The organism is Tsukamurella ocularis, from assembly GCF_965138335.1.
GTDB lineage: Bacteria > Actinomycetota > Actinomycetes > Mycobacteriales > Mycobacteriaceae > Tsukamurella > Tsukamurella ocularis_A.
Map to the genome: position 1 here is coordinate 21,083 of NZ_CBCSDV010000024.1, position 22,261 is coordinate 43,343.

A 22,261-nucleotide genomic window follows, 5' to 3' on the forward strand; every position below is an offset into this window, starting at 1 on the left:
TCGATGCCGGCCCCGTCACTCCACTGTGACCAGGTTCTCCAGGTCGGACGCGTCCACGAGCGGGTCCTCGAGATCCACGACCAGTCGCGAGTGCGCGATCAGCCGCGCGCGGCCGGTGATCGCGGAGTGCAGCGCCGGGTACTCGCCCACCCGCCCCGCGGCGCCGACGGTGCCGATGAACCGGTTGCCGCGCGGGGAGATCGTCTCCAGCGACTGCCCCTCGGCGATCTCGCCGCGACGGTGCATCAGCGCGAGGCGCGCCGAGGTCCCCGTCCCCGTCGGGCTGCGGCACAGGACGCCGGGGTGGACGTAGGTCGCGGAGCGCGACTCGTACCGGTCCTCGCCGATCCGGCGCACGTCGCCGGTGAAGTGCGCGAACGACAGCGGCCCCACGTCGCCGAGGTCCGGATGCTCCTGCAGCAGGTCCGGTCGCGCCGCCCGCACGAACGCGTCGCCGAACGCGGTCAGGGCGATCTGCTCCTCGCGGCCGAGCGTGAAGTCGTGGGCGCGCGCGTCGATCACCGCGTAATACGCGCCGCTCCACACCAGGTCGAAGCCGACGGTGCCGTAGTACGGCACGTCGACGGCGAGCCCCTCCCGCGCGACGTAGGCCGGCTCCCCCTGCGTGGTGATCGATTCCACGCGGCCGTCGCGCACCTCGGCCCGGATCCGGGCCAGCCCGGCGGGCGATTCGAGGACCACGCTCTGCGTGCCCTCCCGCATCGGGATCGCGCCGCTCTGCAGCAGGGCCGTCGCCGTGCAGATCGTGTTGGAGCCCGAGTACATCGGGTACCCCATGGCCTCCATGATGATGTAGCCGGCCTGCGCCTCGGCGTGCCCGGGTTCCACGATGAGGTCCACCGACATCGCCGGATCCCCGTACGGCTCCGAGAGCAACAGGCGCCGCAGGCCGTCGCCCTCGGACTGCAGGAACCGGGCCTTCTCGCGCACCGTCGACCCCGGAATCGGACCGATCCCGGCGACGACGATGCGGCTGACGTCACCGCCCGACTGGGTGTCGATCAGCTCAAGCGTGCACTCACGCCGCAGCATGGGGCGCTCCCACGTCCGCCCAGTGCCGGTCGGGGACGACCACCAGCTTGCCGACGTACGACTTGGCCAGGAACGCCCGCTGCGCGTCGTGGATCCGCGACAGCGGATACGTACCGGACAACAGCGGCCGGATCGCGCCGGACTCGATGTACCCGAGCAGGCGCCGGAACGCGGTGCGCGTGCCCTGCGAGGAGCCGTGCAGCTCCAGCTGTTTCAGGTACATCGTGCGCAGGTCGAGCTGCACCACGGGGCCGCCGATGGCGCCGGCGGTGGTGTACCGCCCCTCGGGCCGCAGGATCCGCAGCAGGTCGTTGAACATCGGCCCGGCCACGAGGTCGGCGACCACGTCCACCGGCCCGTCCACCGCGCGCTCGACCTCGTCGACGAGGTCGCCGCCGGCGTCCCGCGCGATGACGGCCTCCGTCCCGATGTCGAGCAGCGCCTGTTCCTTGCCCCGGCTCGAGACGGCGTAGGGGATCGCGCCGCGCACGCGCGCCAGTTGGAGGATCGCCGATCCGACGCCGCCCGAGGCACCGGTGACGAGCACGTTCTCGCCGCTCGCCAGACGTGCGCGGTCGAGCATCTGCTCCGCGGTGAGGTAGGCGCAGCAGAAAGTCGCCAGCTCGGCGTCGTCGATCGGGGCGTCGGTGCGATACGCGTTCTCGGCCGGGACCGCGACGTACTCCGCGTAGCCGCCGTCGCGGCCGTGGCCGATGTAGTCGATGTCGGCCAGGCTGTCGTCGCCCTCCGGCCGGTTGTAGATGCTGAAGTCGACGATCACGCGCTCGCCGACCCGGGCGGGTTCCACCCCGTCGCCGACCGCGGCGATCCGGCCCACGATGTCGGCGCCCTGGATCCGCGGGAAGGTCAGGGTGGAGCGGCCGCGCCGCCAGGTGGAGACGGAGGCCGGATCGGTCTCCGTGCCGTACGCGCCCTCGCGCACCCAGACGTCGGTGTTGTTCATCCCGCAGGCGTGGACGTCGATGAGGACCTCGCCGGGGGCGGGGCTGGGCACGGGCACGTCCTCGCGGTAGACGAGGTTGTCCAGCCCGCCGTGGGCGACCAGCTGCACTGCCCTCATCGTCGCAGGAGCACCGGATCGGTCTGATGACTCCATTACCCCGATGCTAACCACGCGTCCCTTCGGCGTCAGCCGTTTCGTGACCTCCGCTACAGATCAGGCGAGCGGGACGAACTCCGAGACGAGGACGTACTGCGGATCCTCGGAGTCGTCGTACCCCGAGTAGCGGATCACCGCGAACTGGAAGCCCTCGATGGCGGCACCGGAGCCGTCCACCGCGGCGCCCACCACCGACGCCCGGACGAACTCCCGCAGCATGCGGTACGCGGCCTTGGTCTCCACGTCGCCGCGGGAAGCAGCGACACCGACCTCCGTACAGACGTCGGACAGGGCCTTGTCACGCCGCCGCTCGGGGAAGAAAAGGGCGTGCCGCCACGTCCGCCGGCGTGACGCGACCGTCTCCCGCCAGTCGGTCACGGCCCCGTCGGCCCCGACTGTCCGGTGGACGACGTGGAAGTCGTGCCGCGCGGGCTCCGGCGCGAAGAAGCGCCAGTTGGGGATGAGGATCCCGATCGGATCCAGGCGCCGCACCCGGTCGAACATCTTGTTGGGATGCTGGGCCGCCGCGGTGACCAGCAGCGCGCCCGCGAGGCCCCACTCGACGGAGCGCGCAGGCATCCGGGCGCGGCCGTCACGCCCGGACATGCTCGCCGCCCACCGTCGACTCGGACGCCACGAACGCGCGGATCTCCGACGCGACCCGGCGTGCGTGCGCACGGTCGTAGAGCAGGCCGTCGTGGTCCGCCCCGTCGATCACGGCGCGCCGGGACCGGATCCCGCCGGCGGCGTACTCGTCCTGGAGCTCGCGGTGCACGGGGTCGTTGTGCTCGCTGGTCTCCGCCGTGAGGACCAGGCGCGGGACGTCGGTCGTGGGCGGTCTGCCCCCGCACGCCGCGAAATCCGCTACGAGGCCGCGCCACTCGTGCCGCGCGGTCACCCACAGTCCCTGTTCGCGGAACCGGTCGAGCGCCGCTGCGCGCACGGCCCGGGGCAGGCGGTCGAGGGACGCGGGGCGCTGCGCCAGCGGGCCCAGGCCCAGCCTCATGGACCAGGCGATGATGCCGAGCGCGGGTCCCAGACGGCTGGTGCCGGTCGCCTGGGCCGGCGAGCGGCGCAGCTGGTCCGGGTGACTCGCGTCGAGCAGGCTGACGGTGCCGACTGCGGCGCCCGCCTCACCGGCGGCGCGCAACGCGAGGTAGCCACCGACCGAATGTCCCACCAGGTGAACGGGCCTCCCCTCGCCCGCCGCCAGCGCCAGGTCGACGAGCCGCCCCACCTCCCCGTCGAGCCCGGGGCCCGATGGTGGCGCGGCGGCCCGGTCGACGATGACAACGCGGTGGTCCGCGGCGAGGTCGGTGGCGACCCACTCCCACCCCTCCGGCACCGCGCCCAGGCCGTGCACGAGGATCACCGCCGGAGCGTCCGGACCGGCCGCCCCGTCGGCGAACCAGTAGCGCAGCGCCCCGCCGCGGGTGGCGAGGACGCGCTCGTCCCCGCGACCCGCGCGGACCCGGCGGCGGCGACGCGCGTTCTCCACGGCGAGCAGGGCCGCGCCGCCCACAGCGGCGAGGGCGACGGTGCACGGGAAGGCGTCGCTGCGTGGGGATTCGCCCGCGCGGGCGCCACCCGCGCGGCGTTCGCGGTCGGTCGCGTACAGCAGCGGCGGGTACATCGCGGTGAACGCCCAGAGGAACCGCCCCAGCCCCATCACCCGCGTGTTGGCGAGGTGGAAACAGCCCATCGCGAGGGCGAAGAACGGCGCGGGGCGACCACCGAGCAGGTGTGCGGCGGGGAAGAGGCACTCGCACGCGAGGACCCCGCGCTCGAGGAGGGCCGTCGTGCGGGGGTGTTCGTGGAACAGCCTCCACGCCAGGGGATCACCGTAGGTCCGGGTGCGGGTCACCTCGATCACCGCGCGCCCCGACCGCCACACCGGGCTGGTGAGCTTCACCCAACCGGAGGCGCCGTAGGAGAGCGTCGCCTGGGCCGCCAGGTACCACAGACAGGCGTCCACCCACCGCGCATCGCGGCCGCGGAGGCGCGCGAGGGCGCAGGTCGTGGACACGAGGAAGGAAACGTGGTCGGCACCGTCGGCGCCGAAGTGGTTGCGCGGCTGCAGGATCGCAGAAGACGCGCCGAGCGTCGCGTTCGCTGCGAACCGGACCCGCGGCGCGGTGGGAGCCAGCACCGCCGCGGCGGCCGCGAGCCGTACGACGTGCAGCGCGTTCGTCGCGGCGGGACCGGAGACGGCGTCGACCGGCGGCCCGAGGCGCGGTGCGCGGGCGAGGAAGTCCTCGCGGTCGAGGCGCCAGTCGGCGAGGCCGCCGGGGCGGCGGTCGATGTCGCGGGCGAGGTATTCGGCAGAGGCGATCGCGTGACAGGCGGCGGCGAGGCGCTCGGCACCGTCGAGCGCACCGTCGCGCCCGATCGACGGTCGGCGCAACGGGATCCGGTTCAGCATCGAGAGCATGGCGGGGGAAGGGCCGCGCCCCGCGAGGAACGGGGCGCGGCCACCTGCCGTCCGGTCAGAACGCGCCGGCCGCCGCCGCGAAGTTGGCGTCGCCGCCCATGCCCGCGACGTCGACACCGCCCCCGCCGCCGGCCGCGAAGCCGACGCTGGTCACGGGCGCGGTCGCGCCCACGTACGCCGGCCGATCGAGGTCCACGGGGGTCTCCGCGAGGACAGCGCTCCGGTTCACCTTCGAAATCATCTCCGTCATGAGAAAACCCTTCGTCTCCGCCGCCGAGCGGCGTCGTCGGATGGTGGGTGAACGTCCCCGTCCTGCTGCTCGAATCGGGAACGGCGCGAAGGTAGCTTCGCCCGTGCGGGAGCGTCAACGGCTTCGCGGCGCGCGGACGCGCCGATCGCGGGGCGCGCGGGTCGAGATCCCCTTCCCGTACATCGTCCGAGCAGTGGCTTTACCGCCCGATTACGCTGCCCGGATCCGCGTGGAGCACGGTTGCCCTATTCCCAACCCAGTGTGCTTCAGATCACTTGTCGGACCTCGGCGCGATACTGCCGCCATGAGCATGGACGCGCGGGCCGAGGCGTCGATCCTCCATGCCGATCTCGACTCCTTCTACGCCTCTGTCGAGCAGCGCGATCATCCGTGGCTGCGGGGCCGCCCCGTGCTCGTCGGCTCGGGCGTCGTGCTCGCCGCGAGCTACGAGGCGAAGGCGAAGGGCGTCCGCTCCCCCATGCCGCACCGCGAGGCCCTGGCGCTGGCCCCGTTCGCGATCACCCAGCCGCCCCGCTTCGAGGCGTACATGGAGGCGAGCCGGCGCGTCTTCGAGATCTTCCGCGACACGACGCCGCTGGTGGAGGGCCTGTCGGTCGACGAGGCCTTCCTCGACGTGGGCGGCCTCCACGCCATCCGCGGCACACCCGTGCGGATCGCGGCGCGGCTGCGCGAGCGGGTGCGCGAGGAGGTCGGGCTGCCGATCACCGTCGGCGTCGCCCGGAGCAAGTTCCTCGCCAAGGTCGCCAGCGCGGTCGGCAAGCCCGACGGTCTGCTCGAGGTCCCGCCCGGCACCGAGCTGCAGTTCCTGCACCCCCTTCCGGTGCGGCGCCTGTGGGGCGTCGGCCCGAAGACGGAGGCCCGGCTGCACGAGGTGGGGATCGCCACCGTCGGGCAGATCGCGGAGCTCGGCGAGCATAGTCTCGCCGCCTTCCTGGGGCGCGGCGCCGCGCGGCACCTCTACGCGCTGTCGATGGCGCACGACCCGCGCCGGGTCGACACCGGGCGGCGGCGCAAGTCGATCGGCGCGCAGCGGGCGCTGGGCCGGCGGCACAAGACCGAAGCCGAGATCGAGGGCACCGCCCTCGCGATCGTGGACCGCCTCGGGGAGCGCCTGCGCGCCGCGGGGCGCGTGACGCGGACCGTCGAACTGCGCCTGCGGTTCGACGACTTCACGTCCGTCACCCGATCCCGGTCCCTGCGGGAGCCGACCGACCGGACGGAGGTCGTGCTCGCCACCGCGCGGGCCCTGCTCGACGAGGCCATGCCGCTGGTGCGCGAGCGCGGCTGCACGCTGATCGGGCTCTCGCTGGCGAACCTGGAGAACCACGGCGCGGTGCAGCTGGCGCTGCCCTTCGAGGGCGGCGAACACGACGCCGACCTCGACCTCGCGATGGACTCGCTGCGGACCAAGTACGGCCGCGCGGCGGTGACCCGGGGCTCGCTCCTGCACCGGCCCCTGGGCCCGGACGCGCCGATGCTCACCGAGCAGGACTAGGCGGCGCCGCCGGTCCGATCAGCCCTGCGCGGCCCGCCACCGCGCGGCGGCCTTCTTCTCCTCCTCCACGCGGGCGGCGAACGCCTGCCGGGCGGCGAGGTGCTCCGGGTTGCGGCGCAGCACGAGGTAGGCGGCGCCGACGATGAGGAACCAGATCGGCGTGACCAGCATGGCCTGCAGCGTGTCGGTCTCGCGCGTGAAGGCCCACAGCAGGAACAGGAAGAACGCGAAGACGATCCACGGCATGACGGTGCCGAGCGGCATCTTGAACGCGCTCTCCGCATGCGCCTGCGGGCGCCGCGACCGGTACACCAGGTAGCTGACCAGGATGATCGTCCAGACGAACATGAAGCACAGCGAGGAGACCGTGGTGACCACGGTGAAGCCGGCCGACTTGTCCAGGCCGAAGCCGAGCAGCACGACGGACGACAGCATCATCACGCCCGTGAGGAAGAGGGCGTTCTGCGGCACCTTGCGGCCCGAGAGCTTCGCGAAGATCCTCGGGGCGTCGCCCTCGGTGGCGAGGCCGTAGACCATGCGCGAGGTGGAGTAGATGCCGGAGTTCGCCGACGACATGGCCGAGGTGAGCACGACCGCGTTGACCAGGTGCGCGGCGGCGCCGAGCCCGGCGAGGGTGAAGAGCATGACGAACGGCGACTCGTCCTTGCTGAACCGGTCCCACGGCACGACCGACATGAGGATCACCAACGAGCCGACGTAGAACAGCAGGATGCGGAGCGGGATGGCGTTGATCGCGCGGGGCAGGTTCTTCTCGGGGTTCTTGGTCTCCGCGGCCGCGGTGCCCACGAGCTCGATGCCGACGAAGGCGAACACGGCGATCTGGAAGCCGGCGACGAAGCCCATGAAGCCCTGAGGGAAGACGCCGCCGTGCTCCCACAGGTTGGCGAGCGAGGCGCGGGCGCCGTCGTGCTCGAAGCCCGTGATGATGAGCACCGCACCCACGACGATGAGCGCCACGATGGCGACGATCTTGATCATGGCGAACCAGAACTCGGTCTCGCCGAAGGCGCGCACCGTCGGCAGATTGAGGCCGATGAGCAGCACGATCACAGCGACGGCGGGGATCCACGGCGGGATGTCCTTGGCCCAGAACGTGATGTAGACGGACGCGATCACCACCACGTCGGCCACGGCGGTCACCACCCAGCAGAACCAGTAGGTCCAGCCGGTGAAGTGCGCGGCCCACGGGCCGAGGATGTCGCCGGCGAAGTCGGAGAAGTTGCGGTACCCGGTGCGGCTGAGCAGCAGCTCGCCCATCGCGCGCATCACGAAGTACAGCATGAAGCCGATCACCATGTAGACCACGATCACCGACGGTCCGGCGACCGAGATCGTCTTGCCGGAGCCCATGAACAGGCCGGTGCCGATGGCCCCGCCGATCGCGATGAGCTGGATGTGGCGGTTGCTCAGGGCTCGGGTGAGGTGCTCACCCTCCTCCGGGTCCGACGGTGCCGCGGGCGAGGTGGTCATGCTTCGGGACCCTAATCGCTTCGGTGAGGCACGGTTCACTCGGGAGCCGCCCGACCCCTCGGCGGAACCTCCGCGCGCCGTGCGCCACAGACCACTTTTGTTCAGCTGGTTGTACACCGTTCGATCTAGTGTTAACTTCATGGCATCGGATGTGACGCCGGTCACGACCCGATGGTTCGAAGGAGACGCCGTTGTCGACCACCACCACCTCGCCCGAACAGGACCCCGAGTACGCCGCGAACCTCAAGCGCGCGACCCTGGCCTCCAGCATCGGCAGCGCGCTCGAGTACTTCGATTTCGCGCTGTACGGCCTGTCCACGGCGCTGATCTTCAACGTGCTGTTCTTCCCGCAGGGCGATCCGGCCATGGCCACGGTGGCGGCCTTCGCGACCTTCGGCGTGGGCTTCGCCGCCCGCCCGTTCGGCGGCCTGTTCTTCGGCCGCCTCGGCGACAAGGTGGGCCGCAAGGCGGTCCTCGTCATCACGATCATGCTGATGGGCGGCGCCTCCACCCTGATCGGCCTGCTGCCGACCTACGAGTCGATCGGCATCTGGGCGCCGATCATGCTGGTCGCACTGCGCCTGCTGCAGGGCTTCGGCGCGGGCGCCGAGCAGGCCGGGTCGACGGTGCTCATGGCCGAGTACGCGCCGGTCAAGCGCCGCGGCTTCTTCTCCGCGCTGCCCTTCATCGGCATCCAGGCGGGCACACTGCTCGCCGCCCTGGTCTTCACGCTGATCAGCCAGCTGCCCGAGGAGGCGATGCTCAGCTGGGGCTGGCGCGTGCCCTTCCTCTCGTCCTTCCTGCTGATCCTGCTGGCCGTCGCCATCCGGATGAAGCTGCAGGAGACGCCGACCTTCGTCGAGCTGGAGAAGCACGAGCAGGTCGCCGACAAGCCCGTCCGCGAGCTGTTCAAGCACGGCTTCCCGGGCGTCCTCGTGGGCATCGGCCTGCGGATGGCGGAGAACGGCGGCTCGTACATGTTCCAGGCGCTGGCGCTGTCCTTCTTCGTCAGCGTCACCGGGCCGGGCGCCGACAAGGGCGTGCTCACCTGGGGCGTCACCCTCGGTTCGCTCGTCGGCGTCTTCTCGGTCCCGTTCACCGGGCACCTCTCCGACCGGTTCGGCCGCCGCATCGTCTACCGGGCCGGCGCCCTGTTCCTGCTCGTCTACGCGCTGCCCGCGTGGTGGGCGCTGACGCTGCACAACCACGCGATCGCCGTCGCCGTCATCGCGATCGGCATCGGCGTGGGCGTGAACTCGATGCTCGGCCCGCAGTGCGCGCTCATCCCCGAGATGTTCGGCGCGCGGCACCGCTACCTGGGCGTCGCCATGGCCCGCGAGATCTCCGCGGTCCTCGCCGGCGGCGTGGCGGGCGTGCTCGGCGCCTACCTGATCAGGGTCACCGACGGGAACTGGCTCGTCCTGGGCCTGTACATGGTGGCGCTGTGCACCATCACCGCGGCGAGCACCTTCCTGGTGCCCGAGACCGTGGGCCGCGACCTCACCCGCACCGACGACGCCGTGAAGATCTCGGACGCCGAGGCCGGCGCCGGCTACGCGGTGCCCGGTACCGCCGCGCTGAGCACGCTCGACTTCCCGTCCCCCGACGTGGTTCCCGCCNCCGCGACGGCGGCGCCGTNCGCCCCGTCCACAGCGCACTGAAAGGCACCCATGCCCAGCGACACCACCGCCTTCGACCTGACGGGCCGCACCGCGCTCGTCACCGGCAGCACCCGCGGCATCGGGCGCCGGCTGGCCGCGGGCCTCTCCGCGGCGGGCGCGAGCGTGATCGTGCACGGCCGCGACCTCACCACGGCCCGTCGGACGGCCGCGGAGATCGTGACCGGGAACCCCGTGCACGCCACGGCCTTCGACGTGACCGACGAGGCCGCCGTCGACGCGACGATCGGCGCGATCGAGGCCGAACACGGCACCCCGGACATCCTGGTCAACAACGCGGGCATGCAGATCCGGCACCCGCTCACCGAGTTCCCCGCCGCCGACTGGAACACGTTGCTCGCCACGAACCTCACCAGCGCCTTCCTCGTCGCGAAGCGCGTCGCGGCGGGCATGATCGCGCGCGGCAGCGGGCGGATCGTGAACCTGGGCTCGGTGCAGTCGCAGCTCGCCCGGCCGAACATCACCCCCTACGCGGCGACCAAGGGCGGCATCGTCATGCTGACCAAGGGCCTGTGCGCCGAGCTCGCGCCGCACGGCATCACCGCGAACGCGATCGCCCCCGGCTACTTCGCGACGGAGCTGACGCAGGCCCTCGTCGAGGACGCCGAGTTCTCCGCGTGGGTCGCCGGCCGCACCCCGGCCGCGCGCTGGGGCGACGTCGCGGATCTGGTGGGGCCGTTGGTCTTCCTCGCCTCCGAGGCGTCCGCGTTCGTCAACGGGCAGGTCCTGTACGTCGACGGCGGCATGACGGCGGTCGTATGAGCGGGGAACAGATGAACCTGGGTGTCGTCGCGCACGCGGCCGAGGACCTCCGCGTGGAGGCGCTCCCCGAGCCGGCGCCCGCCGCGGACGAGGCCGTGATCGCGATCGACTACGGCGGGGTGTGCGGCTCCGACCTGCACTACTGGCTGCACGGCGCCGCCGGGACCTCGATCCTGCGCGCCCCGATGGTGCTCGGCCACGAGGTGGTCGGCATCGTCGACCGGGCCGCGGCCGACGGGTCCGGGCCCGCGGCGGGCACGCCCGTCGCCGTGCACCCGGGCACGCCGCACGGGGTCGACGGGGTGCCGTACCCGGCGGACCGCCCGAACCTGGCGCCCGCGTCCACGTACCTCGGGTCGGCGGCGCACTTCCCGCACTGCGACGGGGCGTTCGCCCGCCGGGTCGCCCTCCCCACCCGGATGTTGCGCGCCCTCCCCGCGGGCCTGGACCCCCGGGACGCGGCGCTCATCGAGCCGGCCNCCGTCGCCTGGCACGGCGTGGAACGGGCCGGCGACGTCGCGGGCAAGCGGGTCGCCGTGATCGGCGCCGGGCCGATCGGGCTGCTCGCCGTCGCGGTGGCCCTGCACCACGGCGCCGCCGAAGTGGTGGCCACCGACATCGCGGCCGAACCGCGCGAGCGCGCGCGGGCACTGGGCGCCACGGCCGTCCTCGACGCCCGGGAGTCCGACGCCGTCGCCGCGCTGCACGCGGACGTGGTGATCGAGTCCTCCGGCACGGTGCCCGGTCTGCACGCCGCGGTCGACGCCGCGGCGCGCGGCGGCGTCGTGGTCATGCTCGGCCTGCAGCGTGCGGGCCACATCGACTTCCCCGCGGCCACGGTCATCACCCGCGAACTGGACCTGCGCGGGGCCCTGCGGTTCAACGACGAGATCGACCCCGTGATCGCGGCGCTGGCCGACGGTTCGCTGGACGTGCGCGGCGTGGTGACCCATGTGCTGCCCGCCGCCGACGCCGCGCAGGCCTTCGCCATCGCCCGCGACCCCGCGGCGTCCGGGAAGGTGCTGCTGGACTTCCGGGGCTGAGCCTGGAGCAGGACCGAGGAACGCCAATACGCTGATGTACTTGCGGCGGCATCGAGCGGCAGGGGGCGATTCTCCCCATCGGTCTACGAGGCCCCGTGGGAACCGCTCGGGCGCCTCGCGGCCTACGTCCATCGAATCGAACCGCCCGCCAGTGCAACCCGTTGCGGGCGACTGTGTCAGGGAACTACCAGCTGCACCGACCGCTCGGACCCGGCGCCTGAAGCCACAATCAAACCGCAAAGTGACAGCAACTGCAGCAATCAACTTCCACTGCGTTTCACTTTCGCGTCGTTGACGCGAGATATCCCGTATCGCGCATCCGAGAAATCTGGTCACAAATATGCGAACCCAACCCGTTTGCCGACCAGGGCGAATCATCTCGAGCCATCCGATCAAGCTGGCTCATTATGTGTCCATTAGACGCACCTTCCTCAGAAGCCGCAATTAGAGCCTGCACTCGCGCAGTGTGAAGTATGTCAGACTCGTAGAAATACGCTGCCGAGTCAGCAGCAAGCTGACGAATTGATCGGCGAGCTACGAAAAGACTGTCTTCAGTCCCATCGAGAAGTCGCAGCAGGGCCATTCCAGATCCTCCTGCCGCTCGGTTTTGACCCGCGCGCAGCCCGCCAATCTTGTTCCATTCAGGTCGCGAACCCTCGTCGAGAACTCCAGATTGAATAAGCTGACCTTCGATCAATGCGATCGCTTCCCTCGCTTCGGCATCATACTCGAAGTCTTCAATCCAATCAGTGATTCCAATGTTTCGGTTGAACCGTGAGTTGTGCGCCTGATGTAAAGGCGTCTGAACGAAGGCCGAATACCCAAGATACTCGTGCACCCGAAACCAGTCCTCGATCTTCTCGCGCTTCGAGGAGCCAGCACGAGTCGCTTTGATCCCGTTGTGCTGAGCAAACCGGTCGGACAAGTCGACGGCAAGGCCGACATACTTGATCCGCCCACCGCATGCTTGACGCGCGCCTAATTCCGGATCATAAAATGCGTAGACCCCCGCGCTCGACCATCCGATCTGATCTGTCGGCGATGCAAGATCGTCAATAGCATCCCGCAGCTCCCCGGCATCCGCTCGCGAGAAGACATCCCAGATAATTGTCCCGAACATTAGTCAATGTTGACATACAACTAGGGAGTGTCGGAGGGAATACACGCCATGTAGTCCGAGCGCAGTCGGATTGCCGCCGCTCATCGGGGCACACCTCGCGCCATGGCGGTCAGTATCCACTGATTCACCCGGCTTCCCGGAGACCGTGCCGCCGATCGAGCGCGTTCGTTGCCGCTCCGCCTTTGCCTCAGGCGGGCGCGAGGAACGCGGCGAGGGCTGCGGAGTAGTACCCGACGTCGGCGGAGCCCATGAGTTCGCGGGCGCTGTGCATCGCGAGCTGCGGGGCGCCCACGTCGACCGTGGTCAGGCCGGTGCGGGCCGCGGTGATCGGGCCGATCGTCGAGCCGCAGGGCAGGTCGGCCCGGTGCACGTAGCGCTGCAGCGGCACGCCCGCCTGCTCGGCGGCGAGGGCGAGCAGCGCCTCGCCGTCGGAGTCCGAGGCGTAGCGCAGATTCTGGTTCACCTTGAGCACGGGGCCGCCGTTCACCGCGATGTGGTGCGCGGGCTCGTGCCGGTCCGGGTAGTTCGGATGCGTCGCGTGCGCCATGTCGCCCGACGCCACCGCGGACAGGCTCAGCGTGCGCAGGAAGTCCTCGCGGCTGAGACTGTGCGACAGGCCGATCCGCTCCAGCACCGTGATGAGGAAGTCGGACGCGGCGCCGCGATCGGAGCCCGAGCCCACCTCCTCGTGGTCGAACAGCGCCAGCACGGGCACGATCCCGTCGACCGGGGTGACCGCCAGCAGCGCCTCGGTGCCCGCGTAGCAGGTGCCCTGGTTGTCGAGCCGGGGCGCGGAGACGAGGGCACCGTCGGCCCCGACGGTGCGCGACGGCGCCAGGTCGTGCGTCATCAGCTCGAAGCCGAGCACGTCCTCGGCGGCGTACCCCTCCGAGGCCGCCACCCGCGCGAGGAAACCGCCCGCGCCGGCCGTGCCCCAGATCGCGTGCAGGTGCCGCTGCGGGTCGAGCTCGACGCCCTTGCGGTTCTCCGAGAGGTGGATCGCCAGCTGGGGGACCCGCAGTAGCGGCTCGTCGATCCGCACCAGCGTGTGCACGACCCTGCCGCCCTCGCGCACCGCGATCCGTCCGGACACCCCGAGGTCGCGGTCGAGCCAGGAGTTGAGCCACGCGCCGCCGTAGGGCTCGAGGAGCACCTGCGCCAGGCCGGCGGATTCCGCGTCGTGGTGCTGCTTGACCCGCAGGTTGGGGCTGTCGGTGTGGCCGCCGACGATGCGGAAGGCCGGGAGCTCGCCGTGCTCGCAGTGCGAGGAGTCGAAGGCGATGATCGAGCCGCCGCGCGCCACGAAGTACTTGCCGGGGCCGGGCCACACGTCGTGCTCGACCAGCTCGGTGTATCCGGCGTCACCGAGCCGGCGGGCCACCGTCTGGCAGACGTGGAAGGGCGACGGGGAGGCGTCGACGAAGGCGCACAACCCGTCCGCGGACGCTCGGCCGGTAGCCATCAGGCCGACAGCACCGCGTCCAGCGCGGAGTAGAAGATGCCGAGGCCGTCGTCCGACGGCCCGGTGAGCGCCTCGGTGGCGTGCTCCGGGTGCGGCATGAGGCCGACGATGCGGCCGTCGGCCGAGCTGATCCCGGCGATGTCGCGCTGCGAGCCGTTCGGGTTGCCGCCCACGTAGCGGAACGCGACGCGGCCCTCGCCCTCCAGCTCGTCGAGCACCGCCTCGGACGCCTGGAAGCGACCCTCGGCGTTCTTGACCGGGATCAGGATCTCGGCGCCGGACTCGTAGCGCGAGGTCCACGCGGTGTTCGTGGCCTCGACCCGCAGCCACTGGTCGCGGCAGACGAAGTGCAGGCCCTCGTTCCGGGTGAGCGCGCCGGGGAGCAGGCCCGCCTCGCACAGGATCTGGAAGCCGTTGCAGATGCCGAGCACCGGCATGCCCTTGCCCGCGGCCTCGACGACCTCGGTCATCACGGGGGCGAGGGAGGCGATGGCGCCGGCGCGCAGGTAGTCGCCGTAGGAGAAGCCGCCGGGCACGACGACCGCGTCGACGCCCTGGAGGTCGTGGTCCTTGTGCCAGAGCGAGACGGCCTCGCCGCCCGCCCGCTCCACCGCGCGCGCCGCGTCGACGTCGTCGAGCGTGCCGGGGAAGGTGATGACGCCGACCCGCGTCATGCGTCGACCCGGGTGACGGTGAAGTCCTCGATGACGGTGTTCGCGAGCACGTCGGCCGCGATCTTCTCGAGCTGATCGTCACTGAGGTCGCCCTCGACCTCGAGCTCGAACCGCTTGCCCTGCCGCACATCCGCGACCCCGGCGAAGCCCAGGCGGTCGAGCGCGCCCACGATCGCCTTCCCCTGCGGGTCCAGGATCTCGGCCTTCGGCATCACGTCCACCACAATCCGCGCCACGTGCGGCTCCCTCTCGATTCGACCGCGCTCTCGGGGTGTCGATCGCGCTGTACAAGTGAGTTTACCGGCGCATACTGGGCGCATGCGACTCACCCACTACCGCCATTCGTGCGTCCTCGTGGAGATGTCCGAGACGTCGGTGCTCTTCGACCCCGGAACGTTCTCCCACGGCTTCGAGGAACTCACCGGGCTGGACGCGATCGTGGTCACCCACCAGCACCCCGATCACCTCGATCCCGCCCGGATCGACGCCCTCGTCGCCGCCAACCCCGACGCGCAGCTGTTCGCCGATCCGACCACCGCGGCCGCGCGCGGCGGCCGCTGGATCGCGGCCCTCCCCGGCCACGACTACGGCATCGGCAACCTCATCGCCCGCGCCGTGGGCGGCACCCACGCCGTCATCCATCCCGACCTGCCGACGATCGACAACACGTCGGTGCTGCTGGGCGACGAGGAGCGGATCGGCCGGTTCTACCACCCCGGCGACGCGCTCTTCGTGCCCGACGTCCCCGTCGACGTGCTGGGCCTGCCGGTCAACGCGCCGTGGTGCCGGATCAGCGAGACGATCGACTTCCTCCGCGCGGTCCGCCCCGCCGTCGCGGTCCCGATCCACGACGCGCTGCTCTCCGCCGAGGGCGCGGGGGTCTACCTCGGCCGGCTCGCGGACATGCGGCCCGACGGTGCCGAGTTCGTCGCGTGGGGCGCCGGGGAGACGCGCGAGTTCTAGGCGGCGACGAGGACCCGGGTGCGGTGCTCGTAGACGACCGGCGTCGCGCCGTGATGCAGCGCGAGGTCGACGGCGTCGAGCATCGTGCGCGAGACGGTCGACGAGGCGAGGCGGCGGGCGTCGACCGCGAGGCGGAGCGTGCCGCCGCGCCGGGCGATGCGGTTGGCCTGCGCGAGCAGCGCCCGGCACCACCACGGCTCGCTGAGGAAGCCGTCGCCGATGCCGAGGACGCGGGCCTTCTCCTCCTCGCCGGTGACGAGGTCGGCGATGGCGGTGTAACCGAGGTTGAGCCGGAAACCGGCGTCGGGCAGCGCGAGTACCGCGCCGGTGGAGGCGTTCCAGCGGGGCGCGGCGAAGACGCGGGTGCGCAGCCCCACCGTCTCGAGCACCCGGTCGGCGGCGGCGAGCCGCAGCGCGGCCTCGTGCGCACCGAGGGTGGAGAACTCGGCGCGGCGGCGCTTCGTCGCGGCCTGGTCGTAGCCGTTGAGCACGACGGCGTCGCCCGCCGCGCGGCGCTCCCGCAGGAAGGACTGGGTCGACGGGTCGTCGACCAGCTTGTACTTGCCCTTCAGGCGGGGCGCCACGAGCAGCGAGACGGGCACACCACGCTCGTCCATCCGGGCCGCGAACCGTTCCGCGTCCGCGCGGGTGGCGTCGGAGAGGGCGGAGACGGAGACGTACAGCGGCGAGCTCATGTCCGCAGTGTGCGCGCCCCAGGTGTCCCGCTCGGGGACGAGAGGTTGCGTGTCGCTGAACGGTCCGGCGCGGCGACGCGCGGCGGCGAGACGCTGCGGCGAGGCGCGCGGCCGGTCAGGCGGGGAGGACGGCCTCGATCGCGCCGACGACCTCGTCGGACTCGGGCTCCGTGCGCGGACGGAAGCGCTGCACCGCGACGTGATCGGGCGCGACGAGGAACTTCTCGAAGTTCCACTGGATGTCGCCGGCCTCGCCCTCGGCGTCGGCGGTCTTCGTCAGCTCGGCGTACAGCGGGTTCCGGTTCTCGCCGTTGACGTCCGTCTTCTCCAGGAGCGGGAAGGTGACGCCGTAGCTGGTGGAGCAGAACGTCGCGATCTCCTCCGCGGTGCCGGGCTCCTGGCCGGCGAACTGGTTGCAGGGCACGCCGAGCACCGTCAGGCCGCGCTCGGCGTAGCGGGTCGCGAGCGCCTCCAGGCCGGCGTATTGCGGGGTCAGGCCGCACTTGCTGGCGACGTTGACGACGAGCACGGCCCGGCCGGCGTAGTCGGCGAGGGAGGTGGCGGCACCGTCGAGCGTGGTGAGGGCGATGGAGTCGAGAGCGGTCATGCGCCCGAGCCTACGCGGAGGTGTAACGCAGGACACATCTATCTCGATTGCGCAATGATTGCGCGAGAGTTATCGTTTTTGGGTGCAAGCAACCTCCACGGACGTGACCCCCGAGGACCTCACCACGGTCTTCTCGGAGTTCATGGGCCGACTCATGTGCAACGTCACGCAGGAGAGTCTGGGCACGATGCTGTCGTCGGACATCACCGCGCACCAGTTCCACATCCTGCTGCAGCTCACCGCGGCCGAGACCCCGCTCCCGATCAACCGGCTCGCCGACGATCTGGGGCTGTCCGTCGCCGCCACGGGACGCAACGTGGAGAAGCTCGTCCAGCTCGAGATGGTGGATCGGCGTGAGGACGCCTCGGACCGCCGGATCAAGAACCTGACCATCACCGACCTCGGGCGAAAAACGGTTGCGTCCGCGGTCAGCGACAAGCACCGTGAGGTGCTGAGTTTCGCGGAGCGGCTGCCGCTCGCGCTCCGCACCAGGCTGCACGACGTGATGGTCGAGATCCTCGACGAGGGCCTGATCCCTCCGAACCCCTTCTTCACCGCAATGAAAGAGAACGCATGAGTACCGAGAACACGCTCGACAAGAGCGGGATCCCGCACGCGGGTGAGGGCCTCGACCGTCGCGTCCTGATGGTGGCCGGTGTGGTCGTCCTCGGGTCGATCATGGCCATCCTGGACATGACGATCGTGGCCGTCGCGCAGAACACCTTCCAGGCACAGTGGGGCGCCTCGCCGGCCACCGTCGCCTGGACCATGACCGGTTACACCCTGGCGCTCGCCGCCGTCATCCCCGTGACGGGCTGGGCCGCGGACCGATTCGGCACCAAGCGGCTCTACATGGCCGCGACCGCGATGTTCGTCGCGGGTTCGGCGCTGTGCGCCACCGCGACCTCGATCGACCTGCTGATCCTGTACCGGGTGCTGCAGGGCCTCGGCGGCGGCATGCTGATGCCGCTCGGCATGATGATCCTGACCCGGGCCGCCGGCCCGGAGCGCATCGGCCGCGTCATGGCCGTGCTCGGCATCCCGATGCTGCTCGGCCCCATCGGCGGCCCGATCCTCGGCGGCTGGCTGATCGAGTCCTTCTCGTGGCACTGGATCTTCCTGATCAACGTCCCGATCGGCGCGATCGCGATCGTCTACGCCTGGTTCGTGCTGGACAAGGACGAGCCCGTCAAGGGCCAGAAGTTCGACCTCGTGGGCTTCGTGCTGCTCTCGCCCGGCCTCGCGCTGTTCCTGTTCGGCGTCTCCTCGATCCCCGAGGCGCAGTCGGATTCGTCGATGTACACCAGCCGGGTCATCCCCGCCACGATCGTCGGCCTCGTGCTGATCGTCGCGTTCGTGTTCTGGGCGCTGCGCGCCAAGCTGCCGCTGCTGGACCTGCGGCTGTTCAAGAACCGCAACATGACGGTCGCCATGATCACCTTCGCGATGTTCGCGATGGCCTTCTTCGGCAGCTCGATCCTGTACGCGCAGTACTTCATCGGCATCCGCGGCGAGTCGACCCTCATGGCCGGCCTGCTGCTCGCACCGCAGGGCCTGGGCGCCATGCTGACCATGCCGATCGCCGGCGTGCTCACCGACAAGATGGGCCCGGGCAAGTTCGTCATGACCGGCCTCGCGCTGATCACCGGCGGCATGATCGCCTTCACGCAGCTCACCGCGGAGACCCCGTACTGGATCCTGCTGGGCTCGCTGCTCATCCAGGGCCTCGGCATGGGTATGACGATGATGCCGACCATGTCGGCCGCGATCCGCACCCTGGCGCCGGAGTCCATCTCCCGCGGTTCGACGCTGACGAACATCGTCCAGCAGATCGCCGCCTCGATGGGTACCGCGATCTTCTCGGTGCTGTTCACCAACTGGCTGACCAACGCCGGCCCCGCGATGCCGACCCCGCAGGGCGAGAAGCACACGGGCGCGCTGGCCTTCGGCCTGAACTCGAGCCCCGAGGCTCGCGAGCAGGGCATCGCGATGTTCCAGGGCGAGACCGGCTTCTCGAAGTTCCTGCACGACAACCTGCCGTTCGCGGCGGAGGCCTTCGGGAACACGTACTTCGTGGCCGCGATCCTGGTGGCGCTGTGCATCATTCCGGCGTTCTTCCTGCCCCGCTCCCACGAGGCGGACACCGAGGCCGCCGAGCGGCAGATGGTCATGCCGCACTGATCCTCGCCTGATCCGACGAGTGCCCGGCCCCCGATGGGGGCCGGGCACTTCTCGTTCGTCACGCCGCCGCGCTCCGGCGACGGTGGGCGGCGGACGGCTCTCGGAGCTACTGCGCGACGCGCAGCCGGTCGAGGACCCAGGCGTACTCGAAGGCGGTCTCGCGCCACTTCGCGTACCGCCCGCTGACGCCGGCGTGGCCCGCGACCATCTCCGTCTTGAGCAGGATCTGCTCGCCCGACGTGGTGTGGTCGAGGAGCTTGGCCACCCACTTCGCGGGCTCGGTCGGGAGCACGCGGGTGTCGTTGAGCGAGGTGGTCGCGAGGATCGCCGGGTAGGGCTTCGCGGCGACGTTCTCGTACGGCGAGTAGTCCCGCATGTACCGGTACACCTCGGCGCTCTCGAGCGGGTTGCCCCACTCGTCCCACTCCCCCACGGTGAGCGGCAGGCTCGGGTCGAGGATCGAGGTCAGCGGATCCACGAAGGGCACGTCGGCGACGATCCCGGAGAACAGCTCCGGCGCGAGGTTCGCCACGGCGCCCACGAGCAGGCCGCCGGCGCTGCCGCCCATGGCCACGAGCCTTTGTGGCACGGCGCGTCCGGAGTCGATCAGGTGCTGGGCGACGTCGACGAAGTCGGTGAACGTGTTGGTCTTCTCCAACTGCTTGCCGTGGTCGTACCAGGCGCGGCCCATCTCGCCGCCGCCGCGCACGTGCGCGACGACGAAGGCCACGCCGCGGTCCATGAGCGAGAGACGCGCGACCGAGAACCACGGGTCGAACGTGGCCTCGTAGGAGCCGTAGCCGTACAGCAGGGTGGGAGCAGGGCCGTCGCCGGTGTCCTTGCGGCGCACCACCGATACCGGCACCTGCGCGCCGTCGCGGGCGCTCACCCAGACCCGCTCCGCGGTGTAGAGCTCGGCGTCGTAGCCGGGCACGTTATGGCGCTTGAGCACCGCCTGCTCACCCGTCGCCGGGTCGAGCTCGAGGACGGTGCCCGGGGTCACGAAGGATTCGTAGGCCAGCCGCAGCCGCGGCGCGTCCCACTCGGGGTTCGCGGCGGGTCCCAGGTTCACGAGCTCCTCGCCCGGGTCCCACTCGGTGAACTCCGGCGCGGCCGTGGCCGCGGCGAGCGCAAGCCGAGGGAGGCCGCCCCGTCGGTACCCGAGGGCGAGCCGTCGGGCGTAGGCGTCCACGTACTCGAGCCGCACGTCGTCGCGGTGCGGGACGAGCACCGTCCACTCCCCCGGGGCGTCGACGGGGGCCGAGGCCAGCTCGAAGTTGATGCCGGTGCGGTTGTGCAGGAACAGGAACCGGTCCTCGCCGTCCAGCACCGCGTGCTCGACGGAGTACTCGACGTCCTCCTCGCGCGGCCGCAGCACGCGGAACTCGCCCGTCGGGTCGGTCGCATCGAGGACCCAGGTCTCGGAGCTGAGCGTCGACGAGGCGGCGATCATCAGGTACTTCTCGCTGCGGGTGAGGCCGACGCCCACACCGAAGCGCTGGTCCGCCTCATGGAAGACCTTCACATCGTCTGCGGTGGAACCGATCTCGTGCCGCCAGATGGTATCGGCCCGCCAGGCGTCGTCGACGGTGGTGTAGAACAGGTGCCGCCCGTCGAGCGCCCAGGTGGCGCCGTAGAAGGCGCCCTCCACTGTGTCGGGCAGCAGCTCGCCCGTGTCGATGTTCCGGACGCGCAGCGTGAACCGCTCGTCGCCGTCGGTATCGAGCGAGAAGGCCAGGAGCGTACCGTCGGGCGAGACCGCCGCCGCGCCGACGGCGATGTACTCGTGCCCCTCGGCCTCGACGTTCAGGTCCAGCAGCACCTGCTCGCCGGGGAGCGGCGCGTCGGACAGCACCGGCGGGGTCCAGTCGTCGGGCCCCGTGATCGGTGCGCGGCAGTGGATCCCGTACTGCTTGCCCTCGACGGTCCGCGCGTAGTACCAGTGATCCTTGCGGCGCTGCGGGACCGACATGTCGGTCTCCTGGGTGTGCGCCTTGATCTCGCCGAAGATCGCCTCGCGCAGCGGCTCCTGATCCGCGGTGGCCGCCTCCGTGAAGGCGTTGTGGGCGCGCAGGTAGTCGAGCACCTCGTCGTTCTTGATGTCGGCGAGCCAGGCGTAGTCGTCGATCACGGTGTCGCCGTGGAAGGTCCGCGGCGCCGGAACCTTCTTCGCGATGGGCTGCACCGGGCCGGTCATGCGGCACCGCCCGGCCAATCGGCGAAGCTCAGGCCCGAGATACGCTCGTACGCCTCGATGTAGCGGGCGCGGGTGCGCTCCACCACCTCCGCGGGGAGGGCCGGGGGCGGGGCGCCGGCGTCGGTGGACCACCCGGAATCCTTGGTGAGCCAGTCGCGCACGATCTGCTTGTCGAAGCTGGGCAGCACCGTGCCGGGCTCGTACAGCGCGCCGTCCCAGTACCGGGAGGAGTCGGGCGTGAGCACCTCGTCGGCGAGGAGGAGGTCACCGTCGGAGCTGAGCCCGAACTCGAACTTGGTGTCCGCGAGGATGATCCCCCGCGTCCGGGCGATGTCGGCGCCGCGGCCGTAGACGTCGAGCGTGAGATCCCGCAGGCGCGTCGCCAGCTCGATCCCGACGTCCTCGGCGACCCGCTCGAAGGAGACGTTCTCGTCATGGTCACCGACGGCCGCCTTGGTGGCGGGCGTGAAGATCGGCGGGTCGATGCGACTGCCGTCGACCAGACCCTCGGGCAGCGGCACCCCGCACACCTCGCCGTTCGCGCGGTACTCCTTGAGGCCGGAGCCGGTGAGGTAGCCGCGGGCCACGCACTCCACCGGCACCATGTCGAGCCGGCGGGTGACCAGCGCGCGGCCGAGCACCGACTCGGGAATGCGCGGATCGTCGGCCGGCCCGGCGAGGTGGTTCGGCACGCCCAGCGCGTCGAAGAAGAAGACCGACATCGCGGTGAGCACGCGCCCCTTGTCGGGGATCGGCGTGTCCAGGACGTAGTCGTAGGCGCTGATCCGGTCGCTCGCGACGAGCAGCAGGTGCTCGCCGTCGATCTCGTACAGCTCGCGGACCTTGCCCGAGTAGATCGGCGTGTATTCGCTCAGTTCAGGACGCACACCCCAACCCTATCGCCCCGCCGGTTGCCAGCGGTTTCGGCGGGCGGCAGTGCTCTGCATCTCCCCTCGAACCGGGTTCGCCGTACGACTCGCCTGAAGGGCTTCGGGCGTCGAATGTCAGGGAATCGCC

At 70.9% G+C, this 22,261-nt stretch carries 21 protein-coding genes and 1 pseudogene; 8 read left to right on the forward strand and 14 right to left on the reverse strand.

Features of this window, described 5'->3' with window-relative positions; genetic code table 11:
- Nucleotides 1-15 precede the first annotated feature (15 nt).
- The 5 genes from ACNAYW_RS18840 to ACNAYW_RS18860 all read right to left on the reverse strand — a co-directional run bounded on the left by ACNAYW_RS18840 (nucleotide 16) and on the right by ACNAYW_RS18860 (nucleotide 4,854).
- Entirely contained in the window at nucleotides 16-1,053 is a 1,038-nt protein-coding gene (locus tag ACNAYW_RS18840) for a proline racemase family protein (RefSeq protein ID WP_415851188.1), read from the reverse strand.
- Nucleotides 1,040-2,134 carry an alcohol dehydrogenase family protein gene (locus ACNAYW_RS18845; RefSeq protein ID WP_415851189.1) on the reverse strand — a complete coding sequence of 365 codons (1,095 nt, stop codon included), beginning with the start codon at nucleotides 2,132-2,134 and terminating at the stop codon, nucleotides 1,040-1,042. Before ACNAYW_RS18845 ends, ACNAYW_RS18840 begins: the two co-directional genes overlap by 14 nt.
- 96 nt (nucleotides 2,135-2,230) lie before the next feature.
- The gene (locus ACNAYW_RS18850; protein ID WP_415851190.1) at nucleotides 2,231-2,779 is read right to left on the reverse strand and encodes a DUF5819 family protein; all 549 of its coding nucleotides are present in this window, start codon (nucleotides 2,777-2,779) and stop codon (nucleotides 2,231-2,233) included.
- Entirely contained in the window at nucleotides 2,766-4,595 is a 1,830-nt protein-coding gene (locus tag ACNAYW_RS18855; protein ID WP_415851191.1) for an alpha/beta fold hydrolase, read from the reverse strand. Before ACNAYW_RS18855 ends, ACNAYW_RS18850 begins: the two co-directional genes overlap by 14 nt.
- A gap of 64 nt (nucleotides 4,596-4,659) precedes the next feature.
- Nucleotides 4,660-4,854 (reverse strand): hypothetical protein, encoded by a 195-nt coding sequence (locus ACNAYW_RS18860; RefSeq protein ID WP_415851192.1) that lies wholly within the window; start codon nucleotides 4,852-4,854, stop codon nucleotides 4,660-4,662.
- Nucleotides 4,855-5,158: 304 nt separating this feature from the next.
- Here ACNAYW_RS18860 and dinB point away from each other — a divergent pair, with 304 nt between their 5' ends.
- Nucleotides 5,159-6,370 carry a DNA polymerase IV gene (gene dinB, locus ACNAYW_RS18865; protein ID WP_415851193.1) on the forward strand — a complete coding sequence of 404 codons (1,212 nt, stop codon included), beginning with the start codon at nucleotides 5,159-5,161 and terminating at the stop codon, nucleotides 6,368-6,370.
- 18 nt (nucleotides 6,371-6,388) lie between these two features.
- On the opposite strand, the gene ACNAYW_RS18870 is transcribed toward dinB, so the two are convergent.
- Entirely contained in the window at nucleotides 6,389-7,861 is a 1,473-nt protein-coding gene (locus ACNAYW_RS18870; RefSeq protein WP_415851194.1) for an amino acid permease, read from the reverse strand.
- 191 nt (nucleotides 7,862-8,052) lie between these two features.
- Between ACNAYW_RS18870 and ACNAYW_RS18875 the strand changes: the two genes are divergently transcribed.
- The 4 genes and pseudogenes from ACNAYW_RS18875 to ACNAYW_RS18890 all read left to right on the forward strand — a co-directional run.
- A partial coding sequence (locus ACNAYW_RS18875) for an MFS transporter (RefSeq protein WP_415851195.1) occupies nucleotides 8,053-9,480 on the forward strand: 1,428 nt, incomplete at its 3' end.
- 51 nt (nucleotides 9,481-9,531) lie between these two features.
- On the forward strand, nucleotides 9,532-10,302 hold the full coding sequence (locus ACNAYW_RS18880; protein WP_415851196.1) for an SDR family oxidoreductase: 771 nt from the start codon (nucleotides 9,532-9,534) through the stop codon (nucleotides 10,300-10,302).
- The coding region (locus ACNAYW_RS18885) for an alcohol dehydrogenase catalytic domain-containing protein (RefSeq protein ID WP_415851197.1) at nucleotides 10,299-10,781 on the forward strand (483 nt) is incomplete at its 3' end. The genes ACNAYW_RS18880 and ACNAYW_RS18885, both read left to right, overlap by 4 nt.
- A gap of 1 nt (nucleotide 10,782) precedes the next feature.
- A pseudogene (locus ACNAYW_RS18890) lies at nucleotides 10,783-11,345 on the forward strand (zinc-binding dehydrogenase); the annotation flags it as partial.
- A 277-nt stretch (nucleotides 11,346-11,622) separates the two neighbouring features.
- Here ACNAYW_RS18890 and ACNAYW_RS18895 read toward each other — a convergent pair.
- The 4 genes from ACNAYW_RS18895 to purS form a co-directional block, all read right to left on the reverse strand.
- Entirely contained in the window at nucleotides 11,623-12,465 is an 843-nt protein-coding gene (locus ACNAYW_RS18895; RefSeq protein ID WP_415851198.1) for a GIY-YIG nuclease family protein, read from the reverse strand.
- Nucleotides 12,466-12,652: 187 nt separating this feature from the next.
- Nucleotides 12,653-13,927 (reverse strand): M18 family aminopeptidase, encoded by a 1,275-nt coding sequence (locus ACNAYW_RS18900; RefSeq protein ID WP_415851199.1) that lies wholly within the window; start codon nucleotides 13,925-13,927, stop codon nucleotides 12,653-12,655.
- The gene (gene purQ / locus ACNAYW_RS18905; RefSeq protein ID WP_415851200.1) at nucleotides 13,927-14,601 is read right to left on the reverse strand and encodes a phosphoribosylformylglycinamidine synthase subunit PurQ; all 675 of its coding nucleotides are present in this window, start codon (nucleotides 14,599-14,601) and stop codon (nucleotides 13,927-13,929) included. The genes ACNAYW_RS18900 and purQ overlap by 1 nt, the downstream gene beginning before the upstream one ends.
- Nucleotides 14,598-14,837: a phosphoribosylformylglycinamidine synthase subunit PurS gene (gene purS / locus ACNAYW_RS18910; protein WP_068522811.1), complete on the reverse strand. Its 240-nt coding sequence runs from the start codon at nucleotides 14,835-14,837 to the stop codon at nucleotides 14,598-14,600. Before purS ends, purQ begins: the two co-directional genes overlap by 4 nt.
- Nucleotides 14,838-14,919: 82 nt before the next feature.
- Here purS and ACNAYW_RS18915 point away from each other — a divergent pair, with 82 nt between their 5' ends.
- Nucleotides 14,920-15,564: an MBL fold metallo-hydrolase gene (locus ACNAYW_RS18915; RefSeq protein WP_415851201.1), complete on the forward strand. Its 645-nt coding sequence runs from the start codon at nucleotides 14,920-14,922 to the stop codon at nucleotides 15,562-15,564.
- Here the strand turns inward: ACNAYW_RS18915 and ACNAYW_RS18920 are convergent.
- Nucleotides 15,561-16,259: a DUF2334 domain-containing protein gene (locus ACNAYW_RS18920; RefSeq protein WP_415851202.1), complete on the reverse strand. Its 699-nt coding sequence runs from the start codon at nucleotides 16,257-16,259 to the stop codon at nucleotides 15,561-15,563. The two genes, ACNAYW_RS18915 and ACNAYW_RS18920, sit on opposite strands and share 4 nt — an antisense overlap.
- Nucleotides 16,260-16,374: 115 nt before the next feature.
- Complete coding sequence (locus tag ACNAYW_RS18925; RefSeq protein ID WP_415851203.1) at nucleotides 16,375-16,866, reverse strand: glutathione peroxidase; 492 nt, start codon at nucleotides 16,864-16,866, stop codon at nucleotides 16,375-16,377.
- An 82-nt stretch (nucleotides 16,867-16,948) separates the two neighbouring features.
- Between ACNAYW_RS18925 and ACNAYW_RS18930 the strand changes: the two genes are divergently transcribed.
- Nucleotides 16,949-17,443, forward strand: coding sequence for a MarR family winged helix-turn-helix transcriptional regulator (locus ACNAYW_RS18930; protein ID WP_415851204.1), 495 nt, complete (start codon nucleotides 16,949-16,951; stop codon nucleotides 17,441-17,443).
- Nucleotides 17,440-19,047 (forward strand): DHA2 family efflux MFS transporter permease subunit, encoded by a 1,608-nt coding sequence (locus tag ACNAYW_RS18935; RefSeq protein WP_415851205.1) that lies wholly within the window; start codon nucleotides 17,440-17,442, stop codon nucleotides 19,045-19,047. The genes ACNAYW_RS18930 and ACNAYW_RS18935 overlap by 4 nt, the downstream gene beginning before the upstream one ends.
- A 106-nt stretch (nucleotides 19,048-19,153) precedes the next feature.
- On the opposite strand, the gene ACNAYW_RS18940 is transcribed toward ACNAYW_RS18935, so the two are convergent.
- A complete protein-coding gene (locus tag ACNAYW_RS18940; protein WP_415851206.1) occupies nucleotides 19,154-21,244 on the reverse strand; it encodes a S9 family peptidase in 2,091 nt (696 codons plus the stop codon).
- Nucleotides 21,241-22,131, reverse strand: a complete 891-nt coding sequence (locus tag ACNAYW_RS18945; RefSeq protein WP_415851207.1) for a phosphoribosylaminoimidazolesuccinocarboxamide synthase — start codon at nucleotides 22,129-22,131, stop codon at nucleotides 21,241-21,243. The genes ACNAYW_RS18940 and ACNAYW_RS18945 overlap by 4 nt, the downstream gene beginning before the upstream one ends.
- Nucleotides 22,132-22,261 lie beyond the last annotated feature (130 nt).

What these genes read in the sequence shown, in the direction of transcription:
- dinB (WP_415851193.1), top strand. Translation starts at nt 5,159, where the DNA reads ATGAGCATGGACGCGCGGGCCGAGGCGTCGATCCTCCATGCCGATCTC.
- ACNAYW_RS18840 (WP_415851188.1), bottom strand. Translation starts at nt 1,053, where the DNA reads ATGCTGCGGCGTGAGTGCACGCTTGAGCTGATCGACACCCAGTCGGGC.
- ACNAYW_RS18855 (WP_415851191.1), bottom strand. Translation starts at nt 4,595, where the DNA reads ATGCTGAACCGGATCCCGTTGCGCCGACCGTCGATCGGGCGCGACGGT.
- ACNAYW_RS18880 (WP_415851196.1), top strand. Translation starts at nt 9,532, where the DNA reads ATGCCCAGCGACACCACCGCCTTCGACCTGACGGGCCGCACCGCGCTC.
- ACNAYW_RS18860 (WP_415851192.1), bottom strand. Translation starts at nt 4,854, where the DNA reads ATGACGGAGATGATTTCGAAGGTGAACCGGAGCGCTGTCCTCGCGGAG.
- ACNAYW_RS18895 (WP_415851198.1), bottom strand. Translation starts at nt 12,465, where the DNA reads ATGTTCGGGACAATTATCTGGGATGTCTTCTCGCGAGCGGATGCCGGG.
- ACNAYW_RS18870 (WP_415851194.1), bottom strand. Translation starts at nt 7,861, where the DNA reads ATGACCACCTCGCCCGCGGCACCGTCGGACCCGGAGGAGGGTGAGCAC.
- ACNAYW_RS18925 (WP_415851203.1), bottom strand. Translation starts at nt 16,866, where the DNA reads ATGACCGCTCTCGACTCCATCGCCCTCACCACGCTCGACGGTGCCGCC.
- ACNAYW_RS18940 (WP_415851206.1), bottom strand. Translation starts at nt 21,244, where the DNA reads ATGACCGGCCCGGTGCAGCCCATCGCGAAGAAGGTTCCGGCGCCGCGG.
- ACNAYW_RS18915 (WP_415851201.1), top strand. Translation starts at nt 14,920, where the DNA reads ATGCGACTCACCCACTACCGCCATTCGTGCGTCCTCGTGGAGATGTCC.
- purQ (WP_415851200.1), bottom strand. Translation starts at nt 14,601, where the DNA reads ATGACGCGGGTCGGCGTCATCACCTTCCCCGGCACGCTCGACGACGTC.
- ACNAYW_RS18920 (WP_415851202.1), bottom strand. Translation starts at nt 16,259, where the DNA reads ATGAGCTCGCCGCTGTACGTCTCCGTCTCCGCCCTCTCCGACGCCACC.
- ACNAYW_RS18900 (WP_415851199.1), bottom strand. Translation starts at nt 13,927, where the DNA reads ATGGCTACCGGCCGAGCGTCCGCGGACGGGTTGTGCGCCTTCGTCGAC.
- ACNAYW_RS18850 (WP_415851190.1), bottom strand. Translation starts at nt 2,779, where the DNA reads ATGTCCGGGCGTGACGGCCGCGCCCGGATGCCTGCGCGCTCCGTCGAG.
- ACNAYW_RS18845 (WP_415851189.1), bottom strand. Translation starts at nt 2,134, where the DNA reads ATGAGGGCAGTGCAGCTGGTCGCCCACGGCGGGCTGGACAACCTCGTC.
- ACNAYW_RS18935 (WP_415851205.1), top strand. Translation starts at nt 17,440, where the DNA reads ATGAGTACCGAGAACACGCTCGACAAGAGCGGGATCCCGCACGCGGGT.